This is a genomic window from Streptomyces sp. NPDC090119 (assembly GCF_044747085.1).
Classification (GTDB): Bacteria; Actinomycetota; Actinomycetes; order Streptomycetales; family Streptomycetaceae; genus Streptomyces.
Window position 1 is genome coordinate 1,033,384 of record NZ_JBIVDK010000003.1, and the last position, 16,958, is coordinate 1,050,341.

General features: G+C 71.1%; 14 protein-coding genes. 6 read left to right on the forward strand and 8 right to left on the reverse strand.

Features of this window, described 5'->3' with window-relative positions; all coding sequences use genetic code 11:
* Complete coding sequence (locus ACIPPM_RS17610) at positions 1-1,194, reverse strand: RtcB family protein (protein WP_401448385.1); 1,194 nt, start codon at positions 1,192-1,194, stop codon at positions 1-3.
* 278 nt (positions 1,195-1,472) lie between these two features.
* On the opposite strand from ACIPPM_RS17610, the gene ACIPPM_RS17615 reads away from it, so the two are divergent.
* The 3 genes from ACIPPM_RS17615 to ACIPPM_RS17625 all read left to right on the forward strand — a co-directional run bounded on the left by ACIPPM_RS17615 (position 1,473) and on the right by ACIPPM_RS17625 (position 4,656).
* On the forward strand, positions 1,473-2,315 hold the full coding sequence (locus ACIPPM_RS17615) for a DUF3558 domain-containing protein (protein WP_401448387.1): 843 nt from the start codon (positions 1,473-1,475) through the stop codon (positions 2,313-2,315).
* A 122-nt stretch (positions 2,316-2,437) separates the two neighbouring features.
* Positions 2,438-3,319, forward strand: a complete 882-nt coding sequence (locus tag ACIPPM_RS17620; protein WP_401448389.1) for a DUF3558 domain-containing protein — start codon at positions 2,438-2,440, stop codon at positions 3,317-3,319.
* A 98-nt stretch (positions 3,320-3,417) separates the two neighbouring features.
* The gene (locus ACIPPM_RS17625) at positions 3,418-4,656 is read left to right on the forward strand and encodes a DUF2637 domain-containing protein (protein ID WP_401448392.1); all 1,239 of its coding nucleotides are present in this window, start codon (positions 3,418-3,420) and stop codon (positions 4,654-4,656) included.
* 70 nt (positions 4,657-4,726) lie between these two features.
* On the opposite strand, the gene lysS is transcribed toward ACIPPM_RS17625, so the two are convergent.
* Positions 4,727-6,469, reverse strand: a complete 1,743-nt coding sequence (gene lysS / locus ACIPPM_RS17630; protein ID WP_401448395.1) for a lysine--tRNA ligase — start codon at positions 6,467-6,469, stop codon at positions 4,727-4,729.
* Between the two features lie 146 nt (positions 6,470-6,615).
* Between lysS and argS the strand changes: the two genes are divergently transcribed.
* The 3 genes from argS (at position 6,616) to ACIPPM_RS17645 (ending at position 9,989) form a co-directional block, all read left to right on the forward strand.
* Positions 6,616-8,385 carry an arginine--tRNA ligase gene (gene argS, locus ACIPPM_RS17635; RefSeq protein ID WP_401448397.1) on the forward strand — a complete coding sequence of 590 codons (1,770 nt, stop codon included), beginning with the start codon at positions 6,616-6,618 and terminating at the stop codon, positions 8,383-8,385.
* A 160-nt stretch (positions 8,386-8,545) separates the two neighbouring features.
* The gene (locus ACIPPM_RS17640) at positions 8,546-8,797 is read left to right on the forward strand and encodes a hypothetical protein (RefSeq protein WP_031183183.1); all 252 of its coding nucleotides are present in this window, start codon (positions 8,546-8,548) and stop codon (positions 8,795-8,797) included.
* Between the two features lie 13 nt (positions 8,798-8,810).
* Positions 8,811-9,989, forward strand: a complete 1,179-nt coding sequence (locus ACIPPM_RS17645; protein WP_401448400.1) for a flotillin family protein — start codon at positions 8,811-8,813, stop codon at positions 9,987-9,989.
* A gap of 78 nt (positions 9,990-10,067) precedes the next feature.
* Here ACIPPM_RS17645 and ACIPPM_RS17650 read toward each other — a convergent pair whose 3' ends face one another.
* From ACIPPM_RS17650 to ACIPPM_RS17675, 6 genes are all read right to left on the reverse strand, one after another.
* On the reverse strand, positions 10,068-10,502 hold the full coding sequence (locus ACIPPM_RS17650) for a barstar family protein (protein WP_401448403.1): 435 nt from the start codon (positions 10,500-10,502) through the stop codon (positions 10,068-10,070).
* 134 nt (positions 10,503-10,636) lie between these two features.
* Positions 10,637-11,629 (reverse strand): porphobilinogen synthase, encoded by a 993-nt coding sequence (gene hemB, locus ACIPPM_RS17655; RefSeq protein ID WP_401448406.1) that lies wholly within the window; start codon positions 11,627-11,629, stop codon positions 10,637-10,639.
* A 140-nt stretch (positions 11,630-11,769) separates the two neighbouring features.
* Positions 11,770-13,473 carry a uroporphyrinogen-III synthase gene (locus ACIPPM_RS17660; protein ID WP_401448408.1) on the reverse strand — a complete coding sequence of 568 codons (1,704 nt, stop codon included), beginning with the start codon at positions 13,471-13,473 and terminating at the stop codon, positions 11,770-11,772.
* Positions 13,470-14,441, reverse strand: a complete 972-nt coding sequence (gene hemC, locus ACIPPM_RS17665; protein WP_401448410.1) for a hydroxymethylbilane synthase — start codon at positions 14,439-14,441, stop codon at positions 13,470-13,472. The genes ACIPPM_RS17660 and hemC overlap by 4 nt, the downstream gene beginning before the upstream one ends.
* Positions 14,438-16,153 carry a glutamyl-tRNA reductase gene (locus ACIPPM_RS17670; RefSeq protein WP_401448412.1) on the reverse strand — a complete coding sequence of 572 codons (1,716 nt, stop codon included), beginning with the start codon at positions 16,151-16,153 and terminating at the stop codon, positions 14,438-14,440. The genes hemC and ACIPPM_RS17670 overlap by 4 nt, the downstream gene beginning before the upstream one ends.
* The gene (locus ACIPPM_RS17675) at positions 16,150-16,914 is read right to left on the reverse strand and encodes a redox-sensing transcriptional repressor Rex (RefSeq protein ID WP_388997246.1); all 765 of its coding nucleotides are present in this window, start codon (positions 16,912-16,914) and stop codon (positions 16,150-16,152) included. Before ACIPPM_RS17675 ends, ACIPPM_RS17670 begins: the two co-directional genes overlap by 4 nt.
* Positions 16,915-16,958: the final 44 nt, after the last annotated feature.

Sequence of the window (16,958 nt, forward strand, 5' to 3'; positions counted from 1 at the left end):
TCAGCCCTTCACGCAGACGAACTGCTTCAGCTTGGCGACGACCTCGACGAGGTCCGTCTGCTGGGCCATCACCTGGTCGATGTCCTTGTAGGCGGCCGGAATCTCGTCCAGCACGCCCGCGTCCTTGCGGCACTCGACGCCCCGCGTCTGGGCCTCCAGGTCCCGCACCGTGAACCGCCGCTTCGCCGCCGACCGGCTCATCCGCCGACCGGCGCCGTGCGAGGCCGAGTTGAAGGACTTCTCGTTCCCGAGCCCCTTCACGACGTACGAACTGGTCCCCATCGAGCCCGGAATGATCCCGAACTCACCGGAGCCGGCCCGGATCGCGCCCTTGCGGGTCACGAGCAGGTCTATGCCGTCGTACCGCTCCTCGGCCACGTAGTTGTGGTGGCAGGAGATCTCCGCCTCGAAGGTCGGCTTCGCCTTCTTGAACTCCTTGCGGATGACGTCCTTCAGGAGCGCCATCATCAGGGTGCGGTTGTACTTGGCGTACTCCTGCGCCCAGTACAGGTCGTTGCGGTACGCGGCCATCTGCGGGGTGTCCGACACGAACACCGCGAGGTCGCGGTCGACCAGGCCCTGGTTGTGCGGGAGCTTCTGGGCCACCCCGATGTGGTGCTCGGCCAGTTCCTTGCCGATGTTGCGGGACCCGGAGTGCAGCATGAGCCAGACCGCGCCCTCGGTGTCCGTGCAGCATTCGATCAGGTGATTGCCGCCGCCCAGTGTTCCCATCTGCAAAGCCGCCCGCTCCCGCCGGAAGCGCACCGGCTGGGCCACCGAGTCGAAGCGGGACCAGAAGGTGTCCCAGCCGGAGGTCGGGAGGGCGTGGAAGCGGGAGGGGTCGAGGGCGGCGGTGTGCATGCCGCGGCCGACCGGGATCTCCTGCTCGATGCGGGAGCGCAGGCGGGAGAGGTCGCCGGGGAGGTCGTTCGCGGTCAGGGACGTCTTCACCGCGGACATCCCGCAGCCGATGTCGACCCCCACCGCGGCCGGGCAGACCGCGTCGCGCATGGCGATGACGGAGCCGACCGTGGCGCCCTTGCCGTAGTGCACGTCCGGCATCACGGCGAGCCCCTTGATCCAGGGCAGGGTGGCCACGTTCTGGAGCTGGCGCAGCGCGCCCTCCTCGACCGACGCGGGGTCGGCCCACATCCGCACCGGGACGCGGGCGCCCGGTATCTCCACGTACGACATGACTGATCAATCCCCCAAGGTCGACATAGCAACTCACATGCCGGGTAAGGAACATTGCTCACGGACGTCACCTGGACCGGCAGAACGCAAAAGCGGCGCCAGGGCCGGTGAAATGGGACAGGGAACCGGCGACCACCGCGGTGCGTGCGATACACATTGTGTCCAGCAGGCGCCCCGCCGCGGCAAGCGATTAACCAGCGGGGACACTGGAGCATCGACCGGGCGCCGCCGCCCTGTCGCACCCCGTCCTGTCGCACCCCGTCCTAAGGAGCCCGACCGTGCAGCGGAAGGCGTACATCACCGGCACCGCCGCCCTCCTCGCGGCCCTGCTGGCAGGCTGCAGCTCGGGCTCCGGCGGCGGCGCGCCCACCGACGACGCCAACCCGGGTGACTCCGCCACGACCGAGCCCGCCGCCCAGCCCGGCCGGTACCGCACGCTGCCCGAGCCCTGCGGCGCCATCGGCGAGGACACCCTGGGCACCATGCTGCCGGGCGTCCAGCAGCTCACCGACCCCGACCAACGCGACAAGGCGTACCGGGGCGTGCCCGCGCTGACCTACGACACCGACCGCAAGGTGGGCTGCCGTTGGAAGGTGGAGTCCACCCTCGCCACCGACCGCCTCGCGGTCGACTTCGAGCGCGTGGTGTCGTACGACAACGCGGTCAGCGACGACGCGCAGGCGCAGAAGCTGTTCCAGGGCATGGCGAAGGCCGCCGACGTGCCGCTGCCCTCCCTCTCCGCGTCCGCCTCCCCCAGTACGAGTGCGAGCACCAGCCCGAGCGGCAGCCCCTCCCCGTCCGCCGACCCCTCGGGCAGCCCCTCCGCCGACGCCTCCACCGACCCGGCGGCGGGCGGTTCCGGCAGCGCCGCGCCCACCGACCTCCAGCCCCGCGTGCTGCCCGACCTCGGTGACGAGGCGTACCTGGACGACCAGCTCGGCTCGTCCGGTTCGACGGCCGAGGCCCGCACGGTGACTGTGGTGTTCCGCACGTCCAACGTCGTCGTCACCATCGACTACGAGGAGCAGCCGATGGCCGTCGGCGCGGTCCCGGACAGCAAGGAATTGCAGGACAGGGCACGCGATCTGGCCTCTCAACTGGCCGACAAGCTGGACGGCTGACGCCCCCTCGCCCGCCCCCGGCCCCCTCCTCGAAGGCGCTCGACCGGCGACCGCGTGCCGCGCGTACCGCGTACGGTGGCCCCGGACCCGCATGAACACCGAGCGTCACGAGTGAAGGAACCATGCAGCGAGCAGCCCAGCGAGACGACCGTGCCCAGCGTGGACCGCGTGCCACGCGTCTGAGCCGTGCCCTGGTGTGCGCGGCAGCCGTTCCCGCGGTACTGATCACCGCGGCCTGTTCCTCGGACTCCGGAGACGCCCCGGGCAAGGCGGGCGCCTCCGCCAAGCCGTCCACGGGCAGCAGCTCCGAGCAGCCCTCGGCGAGCGCCTCCCCGACCGTGCAGGCGTCGGTGTTCCGCGAGCTGCCCGAGGCGTGCAAGGTGCTGGCGAAGAAGACGCTGGGCGACCTGGTGCCGGAGGCGGACACGGACGGCAAGAAGGGCGCCGGCGACGACCCCGCCGACCGTGCCTCCTGCTCCTGGACCAGCCTGGACAACAACGGCGTCAAGGGCTCCCAGTTCCGCTGGCTGAACGTCTCCCTGCTGCGCTTCGACTCCGACACCTCCCGCGGCAGCGGCAACGACCAGGCGCACGCGTACTACACGCGCCAGGTCGGCGACGCCAAGGGCGCCGCGGACGCGAAGAACGTCAAGACGGAGGCGCTCGGCGGCACCGGCGACGAGGCCACCGCCGTGCGCTACGACCTGAAGAAGAAGGAAGGCGCCTTCAAGCAGGAGACGGTGGTCGCGCGCGTCGAGAACGTCGTGATCACCCTCGACTACAACGGCGCCGGTCTCGCGGGCGACAAGACCCCGGACGCGACCGACCTCGACACCGACGCGAAGAAGGCCGCCAAGGAGGTCGTCACCTCCGTGGCCGGTGCCAACGGCCGTAAGACGGCGAGCACTTCGCCCTCCTCGCCGTCCACCGCCCCTTCCAAGGGCGCGTCCAAGTCCCCTGCTCCCAAGGGCTCGGCGTCGAGTTCCGCCGCCAAGAAGGGCTGACCGACACCACGTTCGGCGCACACCTGTGCCACTCTGTTGCGCGCAACAACACGCAAGGGAGGGGAGTACGAGTGGCCGCGCCAATGCAGCTGACTCGGATGCACCGCGTTCTGATCGGCGTGGTCGTCGCCGGTGCGCTGGTCATCGCCGGTATCGGCTTCGCCGGTTCGTACGCGGCCGTCCGGGAACTGGCTCTGAAGAAGGGCTTCGGGAACTTCTCGTACGTGTTCCCGGTCGGCATCGACGCGGGCATCTGCGTACTGCTCGCGCTCGACCTGCTGCTGACCTGGATGCGCATCCCCTTCCCGATGCTGCGTCAGACGGCGTGGCTGCTCACGGCCGCGACGATCGCCTTCAACGGCGCAGCCGCCTGGCCGGACCCGCTGGGCACGGGCATGCACGCGGTGATCCCGATCCTGTTCGTCGTCTCCGTCGAGGCGGCCCGGCACGCGGTCGGCCGGATCGCGGACATCACCGCCGACAAGCACATGGAGGGCGTCCGCCTCACCCGCTGGATGCTCTCCCCGCTGCCCACGTTCCTGCTGTGGCGGCGGATGAAGCTGTGGGAGCTGCGCTCCTACGAGCAGGTCATCAAGCTGGAGCAGGAACGTCTCGTCTACCAGGCCCGGCTGCGCTCCCGCTTCGGCCGCGCCTGGCGCCGCAAGGCCCCGGTGGAGTCCCTGATGCCGCTGCGCCTGGCCCGCTACGGCGTCCCGCTCGCGGAGACCGCCCCGGCGGGCCTCGCGGCGGCGGGCATCGAGCCGGTCCTGCTGGCCCCGGTGCCCGAACTCCCCCAGCCCGCCCCCGCCGCGCTCCAGGCCGCGCCCGTGCCCGTCCCGGCACAGACTCCGGCCCAGGCTCCGTCGCGGCCCTCCCCGGCCGAACAGCCGCCGCCGGAGGCCGAGGACGAGAACAGCCCCTGGTTCCAGACGCCCCCGCGCGATGTCGACTACCACGGCGGCTACGACCCGGCCTTCGACCCCGGCCCGGACCCCCAGTACTTCCCCGAGGAGCAGTACGGGGACTGGTACGAGGAGCAGCCCCCGGAGCAGTTCCAGCAGCCCTCCCCGGAGGAGACCGGCAGCTTCCCGATCCCGGTCGGCCCGGGCCGCACCCGTGAGCTGGGCGACGGCGGCGGACCGGCGGAGCCGGACGAGGAGGACATGTACCAGGTCTTCCGGCAGTCGATAGACGGCAGTTACCCGACCGGTCCCATGCTCGCCGACAACATCCACGCCACGTACGGGATCACCCTCGAGCCCGGCGTCGCGAAGGTGATGGCAGAGCGCTTCCAGGCGCGCCACTCCGCGGAGTTGGAGGAGTACCACTCCGCCTGACCCGCGCCACTCGTACGAAGGAGGGGGCGCCCGGTGCAATACCGTGCGCCCCCTCCTCACTTGTCCGGGCCTACTCCCCGAGCAGGGCCCGCACCCGCTCCTGACCGACCGCCAGCAGCAGCGTGGGCAGACGCGGGCCGGTGTCCCGGCCGACGAGCAGGTGGTACAGCAGGGCGAAGAAGGTCCGCTGGGCCGTCTTGATCTCCGGCGGCAGCTCCTTGGCCGTGGCGTCGGCGGAGAAGCCCGCGCGGACCTTCGGCACGCCGTAGACCAGGTGGGTCAGGCCGTCGAGGGACCAGTTGTCCGCGAGGCCGTCGGCCAGCAGGCGCAGGGACTCGCGGGCCTCGTCGTCCAGCGACTTCAGCAGCTCGGCGTCCGGCTCCTCGCGCACGATGGTGCGCTGGTCGGCGGGGACCTGGGTGTTGATCCACGCCTCGGCCTTGTCGTACCGGGGGCGGGCGTCGGCGAGGTCGGTGATCGGGTTCGCCGGGTCCAGCTCGGACAGGATGCGCAGCGCCTGGTCCTGGTGGCCCGCGGTGATGTCCGCGACCGAGGCCAGCGTGCGGTACGGCAGCGGGTGCGCGGTCTTCGGCAGTTCCCCGGCGGCGGTGCCGACGGCGCGGGTGTACGCGGCGACGTCACCGGGGAGCGCGGAGCCGTCCTCCACCTTTCCGGCGAGCTTGTCCCACTCGTCGTAGAGCCGCTGGATCTCCTGGTCGAAGGCGATCTTGAAGGACTGGTTGGGGCGGCGGCGGGCGTACAGCCAGCGCAGGAGCTGCGGCTCCATGATCTTCAGCGCGTCGGCCGGGGTGGGCACCCCGCCGCGCGAGGACGACATCTTGGCCATGCCGGAGATGCCGACGAAGGCGTACATCGGGCCGATGGGCTGCTCGCCGTCGAAGATCCCGACGATCTGGCCGCCGACCTGGAAGGACGAGCCCGGCGAGGAGTGGTCGACGCCGGAGGGCTCGAAGATGACGCCCTCGTAGGCCCAGCGCATCGGCCAGTCGACCTTCCAGACCAGCTTGCCCCGGTTGAACTCGCTCAGCCGGACCGTCTCGCCGAAGCCGCACGCGGTGCAGGTGTAGGCCAGCTCGGTGGTGTCGTCGTCGTAGGAGGTGACGGTGGTGAGGTCCTTGCCGCACTCGCCGCAGTACGGCTTGTACGGGAAGTACCCGGCGGAACCGGAGCTGCCGTCGTCCTCGGCGGCCGCGCCGGAACCCTCCTCGGCCTCCAGCTCGGCCTCGTCGACCGCCTTCTGCTGCGGCTTCTTCCCCGGCGCCTTCTTGGTGCGGTACTGGGCGAGGATCGCGTCGATGTCCCCACGGTGCTTCATCGCGTGCAGGACCTGCTCGCGGTAGACACCCGAGGTGTACTGCGCGGTCTGGCTGATCCCGTCGAACTCCACCCCCAGCTCGGCCAGCGCCTCGGTCATGGCGGCCTTGAAGTGCTCGGCCCAGTTCGGGTACGCGGAGCCCTCCGGGGCCGGGACCGAGGTCAGCGGCTTGCCGATGTGCTCGGCCCAGGACTCGTCGACGCCCGCGATCCCGGCCGGGACCTTGCGGTAGCGGTCGTAGTCGTCCCAGGAGATCAGGTGCCGGACCTGGTGTCCGCGCCGCCGGACCTCGTCGGCGACCAGGTGCGGGGTCATGACCTCGCGCAGGTTGCCGAGGTGGATCGGGCCGGACGGGGAGAGACCCGAGGCGACGACGACCGGTTTGCCGGGAGCCCGACGCTCCGACTCCTGGATGACGTCATCCGCGAAACGGGAGACCCAGTCGGTGGTCTCGGGGCTCTGAGCCACGATCGGCACGTCCTCTCGGTATGAGTCCGGCGGTTGCTCTCCGCCGACCTCCTCTCATAATCCCAGACACCCCCGCACGCGAAAAAACGGCTTTACCCCCCATGGGATACTGGCCGGGACCATCCATTCCCACGAGGAGAACGGCACCCCTACCTATGGCCTCGGTCACGTCCCTCAGCGACTCCGTCCAGCAGCACCTCGCCTCCGCCCTCTCGGCCGCTCTGCCGGAGGCCGCCGGTGCGGACCCGCTGCTGCGACGAAGTGACCGGGCCGACTACCAGGCCAACGGCATCCTCGCGCTCGCCAAGAAGGCCAAGGCCAACCCCCGCGAGCTGGCCACGCAGGTCGTCTCCGGGATCGTCACCGGCGAGGTGATCGCGGACGTCGAGGTCTCCGGCCCCGGCTTCCTCAACATCACCGTCGCGGACAGGGCGATCACCGAGAACCTGGCCGCCCGGTACGCGGACGACACCGGCCGCCTGGGAGTGCCGTTCGCCGCGCACCCCGGCACCACGGTGATCGACTACGCGCAGCCGAACGTGGCCAAGGAGATGCACGTCGGCCACCTGCGGTCGGCGGTCATCGGCGACGCGATGGTGCGGCTGCTGGAGTTCACCGGCGAGAACGTGGTCCGGCGCCACCACATCGGCGACTGGGGCACCCAGTTCGGCATGCTCATCCAGTACCTGGACGAGCACCCGCACGAGCTGGACCACAAGGAGTCCGAGGTGTCCGGCGAGGAGGCGATGTCCAACCTGGACCGCCTCTACAAGACCGCGCGCAGGCTGTTCGACTCCGACGAGGAGTTCAAGACCCGCGCCCGGCGCCGGGTGGTCGACCTCCAGGCGGGCGACGAGCAGACCCTCGCCATCTGGCAGAAGTTCGTGGACGAGTCGAAGATCTACTTCTTCTCCGTCTTCGACAAGCTGGACATGGAGGTCCGCGACCCCGACATCGTCGGCGAGTCCGGGTACAACGACATGCTCGCGGAGACCTGCCGCCTGCTGGAGGAGTCCGGCGTCGCGGTGCGCTCCGAGGGCGCGCTGTGCGTGTTCTTCGACGACATCAAGGGCCCGGAGGGCAACCCGGTCCCGCTGATCGTCCAGAAGTCCGACGACGGCTACGGCTACGCGGCCACCGACCTCTCCGCGATCCGCGACCGCGTCTTCAACCTCAAGGCGTCCACGCTGCTGTACGTGGTGGACGCCCGGCAGGCCCTGCACTTCCGGATGGTCTTCGAGACCGCGCGCCGGGCGGGCTGGCTGAACGACGACGTGAGCGCGGTCCAGCTGGCCTTCGGCACGGTTCTCGGCAAGGACGGCAAGCCGTTCAAGACCCGCGAGGGCGAGACGGTCAAGCTGGAGAACCTGCTCGACGAGGCCGTCGAGCGGGCCACCGCCGTGGTCCGGGAGAAGGCCGAGAAGGTCGGCCTGACCGAGGACGAGATCGTCGAGAACGGTCGGTACGTCGGCGTCGGCGCCGTGAAGTACGCCGACCTCTCCACCTCGGCGGTGCGGGACTACAAGTTCGACCTGGACCAGATGGTCTCGCTCAACGGCGACACCTCGGTGTACCTCCAGTACGCGTACGCCCGTATCCGCTCCATCCTCCGCAAGGCCGGCGAGGCCCGCCCCGTCGCCCACCCGGAGCTGGAGCTGGCCCCGGCCGAGCGCGCGCTCGGCCTGCACCTGGACCAGTTCGCGGAGACGGTCCTGGAGGTCGCGGCGGCCCGCGAGCCGCACAAGATGGCCGCGTACCTGTACCAGCTGGCCTCGCTGCTGACGTCGTTCTACGACCAGTGCCCGGTGCTGAAGGCCGACTCCCCCGCCCAGGTGGAGAACCGCCTCTTCCTGGTCGACCTCACGGCCCGCACCCTGCACCAGGGCATGGCGCTGCTGGGCATCCGGACGCCCGACAAGCTCTGACCGCACACCACCGAGAAAGGCCCGGCCCGCACCCCGCGGACCGGGCCTTTCCGTATACCCGCTCCTCCTTCGGAAGCCAGACAGAACCTTGGTGTACGCCCGTCATCGGCAGGTCTATCGTCGGACCGGAGGACCAGAAACGACGGGAGGCAGCCGGGCGATGGCACAGGACGAGGCCGTGATCGGCTGCACGGGGGAACTGCTCATCGGCACACGTGGGTCCGCCGGTCCCGGCGAGATCCTGGTGCGGGTCAGAGGCGGCTCCGAGACCTTCCTCGCCTGGTCGCAGGAGCCGCTGCCGCGCGGGGCGACCGTACTCGTGATCGAGTCGCGGGGCTTCCGTGAGGTCGATGTCATCGCGTGGGGCGATCCATTGGACACGCTGGGCGGGCTGTCCGCCGGCGTCGACTGAGGAGACGAGCAGTATGTTCGGTTACCGCGTTCCCGCCCCCGACGAGGCGATGCTGATCTCGGGTGGCAGGCGGGGACTGGGGGGCGCGCCGTTCCGGGTGGTGACGGGGCACGGGAAGTTCGTACTGCCCGTGTTCCGCAAGGTCCGCTTCCTCACGCTGTCGATGTGCGAGGCCGAGGTCACCGAGACCTGTGTGACCAAGCAGGGCATCGCGCTGCACGTCCGTGCCGTGATCGCGTTCAAGGTCGGCAACGACCCGGAGAGCATCATCAACGCCGGGCAGCGCTTCCTCTCCGACCAGGAGCAGATGTCGGTGCTGACCGGGCGGATCTTCGCGGGCCATCTGCGCGCGATCATCGGCTCCATGACGGTCGAGGAGATCGTCACCGAGCGGCAGAAGCTCGCGGCCGAGGTGCTGGACACCTCGAAGCTGGAGATGGCGAAGATCGGGCTGATCGTGGACTCGCTCCAGATCCAGTCGATCGACGACGGCAACACCGGGTACATCGACGCGATGTCCGCCCCGCACAAGGCCGCCATCCGGCGACAGGCCCAGATCGCCCAGGCCCAGGCCAACCAGGCGGCCGCCGAGGCGGAGCAGGTCGCGGCCCGCAAGCAGGCCGAGTACGCCCGGCAGACCGCGGTGGTCCAGGCGGAGTACTCGGCGCAGGTGGACCGCGCCCAGGCCGAGGCCGCGCAGGCCGGACCGCTGGCGCAGGCGCACGCCCAGCAGGAGGTACTGGCCGCGCAGACCGAACTGGCGCTGCGCCAGGCCAAGTTGCGTCAGCAGCAGCTGGTGGCGGAGATCGTGAAGCCCGCCGAGGCCGAGGCAGAGCGGGTCCGCGTCCTCGCCATCGCGGACGCCGAACGCATGAAGATCCAGGCCGAGGCCGCCGCCTCCCACGACCGCGTCGCCCTCGACCGCATGCTCATCGACCAGCTCCCCCAGATCGTGAAGGAGGCCGCGGGCGGCCTCAAGGGGGCCAACGTCAACGTCCTGAACGGCGCCGACGGCCTGGGCGAGATAGCCGCCGGGCTGGTCGCCCAGGGCCTGACGATCCTGGACTCGGTCCGCAACAACCTCAGCGGCCAGAACGCCACCCAGCCGTCCGACAACCCCCAGCAGAGCAACGGCCGCCTGGAGATCCAGGGCCCGCGCACCGCGGAGGGGAACGCGGCCGAGCCCAAGTAGTCGCTGAACACCACAGCAGCCCCTCCCGAAACGAATCGGGAGGGGCTGCTGCACGAGATCCGGTACATCGCGAGCTGTCTACGCGAACCAGACCTCGGGGTTCAACGTGACGGTGACGAACTCCTGGTCGCTGACGACCGTCAGGTCGGGATGCTCAAGCTTGCCGACGAAATCGACGGCTTCGACTTCATCCAGTGCGAAGAAGAAATGCTGGGCGATCGCAGGTCGGTCCAGTGCCTCTCCATCCAGATCCACATCAGAATTCGCACGATCCGCCCCCTGACAGAGAACAGACACGAGCAATTTCAGGGATTCCGAATCGAGCAGCACATCGGCGCCGTGGATCATGCCGACCATTCCAACTCCCCCTGTGACATCCGCACAGAGATCATCGAGACAGTCGACCATGGCATCCCAGTTCCTGCCGAAGTAGCCCGGGAACTTCAACTGCTGGGCGAACACCCGGAAGACGTCTTCTTCTCGGAGGAGATCCTCGGCCTGGAAGTCGCACACGCGTCCCCCCTTGGCCTCAAATGCGTCCAGCTGCCGAGCGACCACTTTCGAGCGCCGCGGCCCGAAGACGACCCAAGGCCCTCGGGTCCCACTCACATCGAATGCATTCACGAGCGTCATGTCCGCTCGCCCGCCTACCGCAGCTTCTGCGCCACCTCGGTCGCCCAGTACGTGAGGATGTTCCGCGCCCCGGCCCGCTTGATCCCCGTCAGGGACTCCAGGATCGCCCGGTCCCGGTCGATCCAGCCGTTCGCCGCGGCGGCCTCGATCATCGAGTACTCGCCGGAGACCTGGTACGCGGCCACCGGCAGGTCCACCGCGTCGGCCACGCGCGCCAGGATGTCCAGGTACGGGCCGGCCGGCTTGACCATGACCATGTCCGCGCCCTCGGCGAGGTCCAGCTCCAGCTCCCGCAGGGACTCGCGGAGGTTCGCCGGGTCCTGCTGGTAGGTCATGCGGTCGCCCTGGAGGGAGGAGCCCACGGCCTCCCGGAAGGGCCCGAAGAAGGCGGAGGCGTACTTCGCGGTGTACGCGAGGATCGCCACGTCCTCCCGCCCGATCTGGTCCAGCGCGTCCCGGACGACCCCGATCTGGCCGTCCATCATGCCGCTCGGGCCCACCACATGGGCGCCCGCGTCGGCCTGGACCTGCGCCATCTCGGCGTACCGCTCCAGCGTGGCGTCGTTGTCGACGTGGCCCTCGGCGTCCAGCACCCCGCAGTGCCCGTGGTCGGTGAACTCGTCCAGGCACAGGTCGGACATGATGAGCAGGTCGTCACCGACCTCGGCGCGCACGTCGCGCAGGGCGACCTGGAGGATGCCGTCCGGGTCGGTGCCCGACGTGCCGAGCCCGTCCTTCTTCGACTCCTCCGGCACCCCGAACAGCATGATCCCGGAGATTCCCGCCTCGACGGCCTCCAGCGCGGCCTTCTTCAGGCTGTCGCGGCTGTGCTGCACGACACCGGGCATCGCGGCGATCGGCACCGGCTCGCTCACGCCCTCCCGCACGAACGCCGGAAGGATGAAGTCGGCCGGATGCAGCCGCGTCTCCGCGACCATCCGCCGCATCACGGGCGAGGTCCGCAGCCGCCGGGGACGGGTACCGGGAAAAGATCCGTACTTCGACATATCCCCTACGCTACGCCCGCCGGGCCCCCGCCCTTGCCGACGCCATGTCGGACGGGAAAGCCGGGGAAGCCGGGGTAGCCGGGAGAACACGAGCGGGGCGCCCCCCGGAAGGGACGCCCCGCTCACACCGTCCAGAAACCTCAGGTCGTCGTACGACGCCTCCGCGCCCCCGGCCGCCGCTCGCTCGGCCGGGTCACCGGGTCGCCCGCCTCCACCGCGGACGCGCGCCGCTTCATGCCGAAGGCGGCCAGCGCCTCCGCCAGCTTGTGGACGGACGGCTCCGGGGCCATGACGTCGACCCGCAGCCCGTGCTCCTCGGCCGTCTTGGCCGTGGCGGGGCCGATGCAGGCGATGACCGTCACGTTGTGCGGCTTGCCCGCGATGCCGACCAGGTTGCGGACCGTGGAGGACGAGGTGAAGAGCACCGCGTCGAAGCCACCGCCCTTGATCGCCTCACGGGTCTCCTGCGGCGGCGGCGACGCGCGGACCGTGCGGTACGCGGTGACGTCGTCCACCTCCCAGCCCAGCTCGATCAGCCCGGCCACCAGCGTCTCGGTGGCGATGTCGGCGCGCGGCAGGAAGACCCGGTCGATCGGGTCGAAGACCGGGTCGTACGGCGGCCAGTCCTCCAGCAGACCCGCGGCCGACTGCTCACCGCTCGGCACCAGGTCCGGCTTCACACCGAAGGCGATCAGCGCGTTCGCGGTCTGCTCGCCCACCGCGGCCACCTTGATGCCCGCGAAGGCACGCGCGTCGAGCCCGTACTCCTCGAACTTCTCCCGCACCGCCTTGACCGCGTTGACCGAGGTGAACGCGATCCACTCGTAGCGGCCGGTGACCAGGCCCTTGACCGCGCGCTCCATCTGCTGCGGGGTGCGCGGCGGCTCGACGGCGATCGTCGGCACCTCGTGCGGCACCGCGCCGTAGGAGCGGAGCTGGTCGGAGAGCGAGGCGGCCTGCTCCTTGGTGCGCGGGACGAGGACCTTCCAACCGAACAGCGGCTTGGACTCGAACCACGAGAGCTGGTCGCGGCGGGCGGCGGCGGACCGCTCACCGACCACGGCTATGACCGGGCGGCCGCCGTCCGGGGACGGCAGCACCTTGGCCTGCTTCAGCGTCTGCGCGATCGTGCCCAGCGTCGCCGTCCAGGTGCGCTGGCGGGTCGTCGTACCGGCGACCGTGACGGTGAGCGGGGTGTCCGGCTTGCGGCCCGCCGAGACCAGCTCGGCGGCGGCGGCCGCAACGGAGTCCAGCGAGGCGGAGACGACCACCGTGCCGTCCGAGGCGCCCACCTCCGTCCAGCAGCGGCCCGAGGCGGTACGCGCGTCCACGAAACGCACGTCGGCGCCCCGCGCGTCCCGCAGCGGCACACCGGCGTACGCGGGCACGCCGGTCGCGGCCGCGACACCGGGGACGACCTCGAAGGGCACCCCGGCGGCGGCGCAGGCGAGCATCTCCTCGGCGGCGTCGGTGTCCAGTCCCGGATCACCGGCGACCGCACGGACCACCCGCCTGCCGCCCCGTGCGGCCTCCATGACAAGATGAGCCGCATCCTGGGCAGCGGCCGGGGCCACAGCGGGAGTTGACGCACCGTCAACGACTGTCAGCTGGGGTGCGCCCGGAAGCGCGTCCGAGGAGGAGACCGCCTCCGTCGGCACGACGGAGACGCCCTGCCGGGCGTGCGTCCGGATCACGTCGAGCACCTCGTGCTCGGCGACCAGGACGTCCGCGTGGGACAGCGCCTCCACGGCGCGCAGGGTCAGCAGTCCCGGATCTCCGGGTCCGGCACCCAGGAAGGTGACGTGCCCGTGCTCGGGACCGGCGGGAAAGGCGGTGGGGCTCAATGTGCTCGCTCCCCCATCAGACCGGCCGCGCCCTGGGCGAGCATCTCGGTGGCGAGTTCGCGCCCGAGTGCCATCGCCCCGTCGTGCGTCAGGGGCACGGAACCGGTGGTGGACTGCTGCACCATCCGCGAGCCGTCGGTCGTACCGACGACGCCGCGCAGGCGCATTTCCTTGATTACAGGCCCGTCGATCAAGAGGTCGGCCAGCGCACCCACAGGGGCGCTGCAGCCGGCCTCCAGCGCGGCGAGCAGTGACCGCTCGGCGGTGACGGCGGCCCGCGTGTGCGGGTCGTCGAGTTCGCCGAGCGCGGCGACGAGGGCAGCGTCTTGGGCGCTGTGCCCCGCCCTGCACTCGATCGCCAGGGCCCCCTGGCCGGGGGCGGGCAGAACCGTGTCGACCGACAGGAAGTCGGTCACCTCGTCGATCCGGCCGATCCGGTTCAGTCCGGCGGCCGCGAGCACGACGGCGTCGAGCCGCCCCTCGTGGACGTACCCGATCCGGGTGTCCACGTTGCCGCGGATCGCCACCGTCTCGATGTCCAGGCCGTGGGTGCGCGCGTACGCGTTCAGCTGCGCCATGCGGCGCGGCGAGCCGGTGCCGATGCGCGCGCCGCGCGGCAGGTCGGTGAACTTCAGCGCGTCGCGGGCGACGATCACGTCCCGCGGGTCCTCGCGCACCGGCACGGCGGCCAGCGCGAGCTCCTCGGGCTGCGTGGTCGGCAGGTCCTTGAGCGAATGAACCGCGAAGTCCACCTCGCCGCGCACCAGCGCGTCCCGCAGCGCCGTGACGAACACCCCGGTGCCGCCGATCTGCGCCAGCGCCTCCCGGGAGACGTCGCCGTACGTGGTGATCTCGACCAGCTCGACGGGCCGGCCGGTCACCCGGCTCACGGCGTCCGCCACCTGCCCGGACTGGGCCATGGCGAGCTTGCTTCGCCTCGTCCCCAGTCGCAGTGCCTTGTCAGTCATGCCGGTCGGTCCTTCTCGTCTGTGTTGTCCACGGCCCGCGAGACGGCGGCGACCGTCTCCGGGTCGAGGTCGAACAGGGTCCGCAGCGCGTCCGCGTACCCGGTGCCTCCGGGCTCGGCCGCGAGTTGCTTGACCCGTACGGTCGGCGCGTGCAGCAGCTTGTCCACGACACGGTGCACGGTCTGCCGGATCTCGCCGCGCTGGCGGTCGTCCAGGCCGGTCAGGCGCCCGTCGAGCCGCGCGATCTCGGCGGCGACGACATCGGCGGCCATGGTGCGCAGCGCGACCACGGTGGGGGTGATGTGCGCCGCCCGCTGTGCCGCGCCGAACGCCGCGACCTCGTCGGAGACGATACGCCGAACCTGGTCCACGTCGGACGCCATCGGGGCGTCGGCCGACGCCTCGGCCAGCGACTCGATGTCCACCAGGCGCACCCCGGCCAGCCGGTGCACGGCCGCGTCGATGTCGCGGGGCATGGCGAGGTCGAGGAGGAAGACGGCCGGGGCGGGGCGGGGGATCTCCGCCACCGGCTCGGGCCTGCGGTACTCGGGGACGCGGCCCGCGGTGGCGACGGCCTGCGCGAGCGCGGCGATCAGCTCGGCGTCGGCCTCGGGGGTGAACCGGCCGCCCGCGCCGGGCTCGCGGCCCTGCTCCAGCAGCGAGGTGCCCTCGCCGACCCAGGCGGCGTGCTGCTCCAGGGTCGCCGCGTCCATGCCCGCGACGGCGGCCTCGCCGTGCACGGAGAAGCCGGGCGTGCCCTGCACGGAGGCCAGGTCCAGCGGACAGTTCTCGTCGGTGCCGACGCTGGTCGGCGGCAGCGCGAAGGGCTCGGCGGGAGCCATGGCGGCGGTGTCGGCCGTCGGCTCCCCGGTGCGACCGGTCACGGCCTCGGCGACGGCGTCGGCCGTCAGCACCAGACCGGTCGCGCCGGTACAGGAGACGACGACGTCGGCACGTGTCAGTTCGTCCGGCACCGCGGCCATCCGGACCGCGCGGGCGGTGGTCGTACCGCCCTCGGCCTCGGCGAGGATGCCCGCGAGCCGCTCGGCGCGCTCGAAGGTGCGGTTGGCGACGACGATCTCGGCGACCCCGGCCCGCGCCAGCGTGGCGGCGGCCAGCGAGGACATCGACCCGGCGCCGATGACCAGCGCGGTACGGCCGCGTGCCCAGCCCGGCACGTCGGTGCCCGCGGCCAGCTGCTCCAGGCCGAAGGTGACCAGGGACTGCCCGGCGCGGTCGATGCCGGTCTCGGAGTGGGCGCGCTTGCCGACCCGCAGGGCCTGCTGGAAGAGGTCGTTCAGCAGCCGTCCGGCGGTGTGCAGGTCCTGGGCGCGGGCGAGGGCGTCCTTGATCTGGCCGAGGATCTGGCCCTCGCCGACGACCATGGAGTCCAGCCCGCAGGCCACCGAGAACAGGTGGTGGACGGCCCGGTCCTCGTAGTGCACGTAGAGGAACGGCGTCAGTTCCTCCAGGCCCACCCCGCTGTGCTGGGCGAGCAGCGTGGACAGCTCGGCCACACCGGCGTGGAACTTGTCGACGTCGGCGTACAGCTCGATGCGGTTGCAGGTGGCGAGCACCGCGGCCTCGGTGGCCGGGTCGGCGGCGACGGTGTCCTGGAGCAGCTTGACCTGGGCGTCCGCGTTCAGCGCGGCCCGCTCCAGCACGCTCACGGGGGCACTGCGGTGGCTCAGCCCTACGACGAGGAGGCTCATGCCGGCATCACGGCGGGCACGTCCCCGTCGGGTCCCTGGTCGGCGGCGCTCGCGCGCTTGGCGGCCGCGGGTACGGCGCCGTCACCGGCGGCGGTCTCCTCGCCGGCCTTGCGCTGCTCGTGGAAGGCGAGGATCTGCAGCTCGATGGAGAGGTCGACCTTGCGCACGTCGACGCCGTCCGGGACGGTCAGCACGGTCGGCGCGAAGTTCAGGATGGAGGTCACCCCGGCGGCCACCAGCCGGTCGCAGACCTGCTGGGCGGCACCGGCGGGGGTGGCGATGACGCCGATGGAGACCCCGTTGTCCTCGATGATCTTCTCGAGCTCGTCGGTGTGCTGGACCCCGATGCCCGCGACCGGCTTTCCGGCCATCGCGGGGTCGGCGTCTATCAGCGCCGCGACCCGGAAGCCGCGCGAGGCGAAGCCGCCGTAGTTGGCGAGGGCCGCGCCGAGGTTTCCGATACCGACGATGACGACGGGCCAGTCCTGGGTGAGGCCCAGCTCACGGGAGATCTGGTAGACGAGGTACTCCACGTCGTACCCGACACCGCGGGTGCCGTAGGAGCCCAGGTAGGAGAAGTCCTTGCGCAGCTTGGCGGAGTTGACTCCCGCCGCCGCGGCCAGCTCTTCGGAGGAGACCGTGGGGACCGAGCGCTCGGAGAGGGCCGTCAGCGCACGGAGGTACAGCGGAAGCCGGGCGACGGTGGCCTCGGGAATCCCTCGGCTGCGGGTCGCCGGTCGGTGAGTTCGGCCAGTTGCCACGGTGCTCCTGCGGGTAGAGCGGGGCTGCGAGCGGTCATGCTTCC

Coding starts and splice junctions, on each gene's coding strand:
- hemC (WP_401448410.1), bottom strand. CDS start 14,441: ATGACTGACAAGGCACTGCGACTGGGGACGAGGCGAAGCAAGCTCGCC.
- argS (WP_401448397.1), top strand. CDS start 6,616: ATGGCCTCGGTCACGTCCCTCAGCGACTCCGTCCAGCAGCACCTCGCC.
- ACIPPM_RS17620 (WP_401448389.1), top strand. CDS start 2,438: ATGCAGCGAGCAGCCCAGCGAGACGACCGTGCCCAGCGTGGACCGCGT.
- ACIPPM_RS17625 (WP_401448392.1), top strand. CDS start 3,418: ATGCACCGCGTTCTGATCGGCGTGGTCGTCGCCGGTGCGCTGGTCATC.
- ACIPPM_RS17670 (WP_401448412.1), bottom strand. CDS start 16,153: ATGAGCCTCCTCGTCGTAGGGCTGAGCCACCGCAGTGCCCCCGTGAGC.
- hemB (WP_401448406.1), bottom strand. CDS start 11,629: ATGTCGAAGTACGGATCTTTTCCCGGTACCCGTCCCCGGCGGCTGCGG.
- ACIPPM_RS17640 (WP_031183183.1), top strand. CDS start 8,546: ATGGCACAGGACGAGGCCGTGATCGGCTGCACGGGGGAACTGCTCATC.
- ACIPPM_RS17645 (WP_401448400.1), top strand. CDS start 8,811: ATGTTCGGTTACCGCGTTCCCGCCCCCGACGAGGCGATGCTGATCTCG.
- ACIPPM_RS17610 (WP_401448385.1), bottom strand. CDS start 1,194: ATGTCGTACGTGGAGATACCGGGCGCCCGCGTCCCGGTGCGGATGTGG.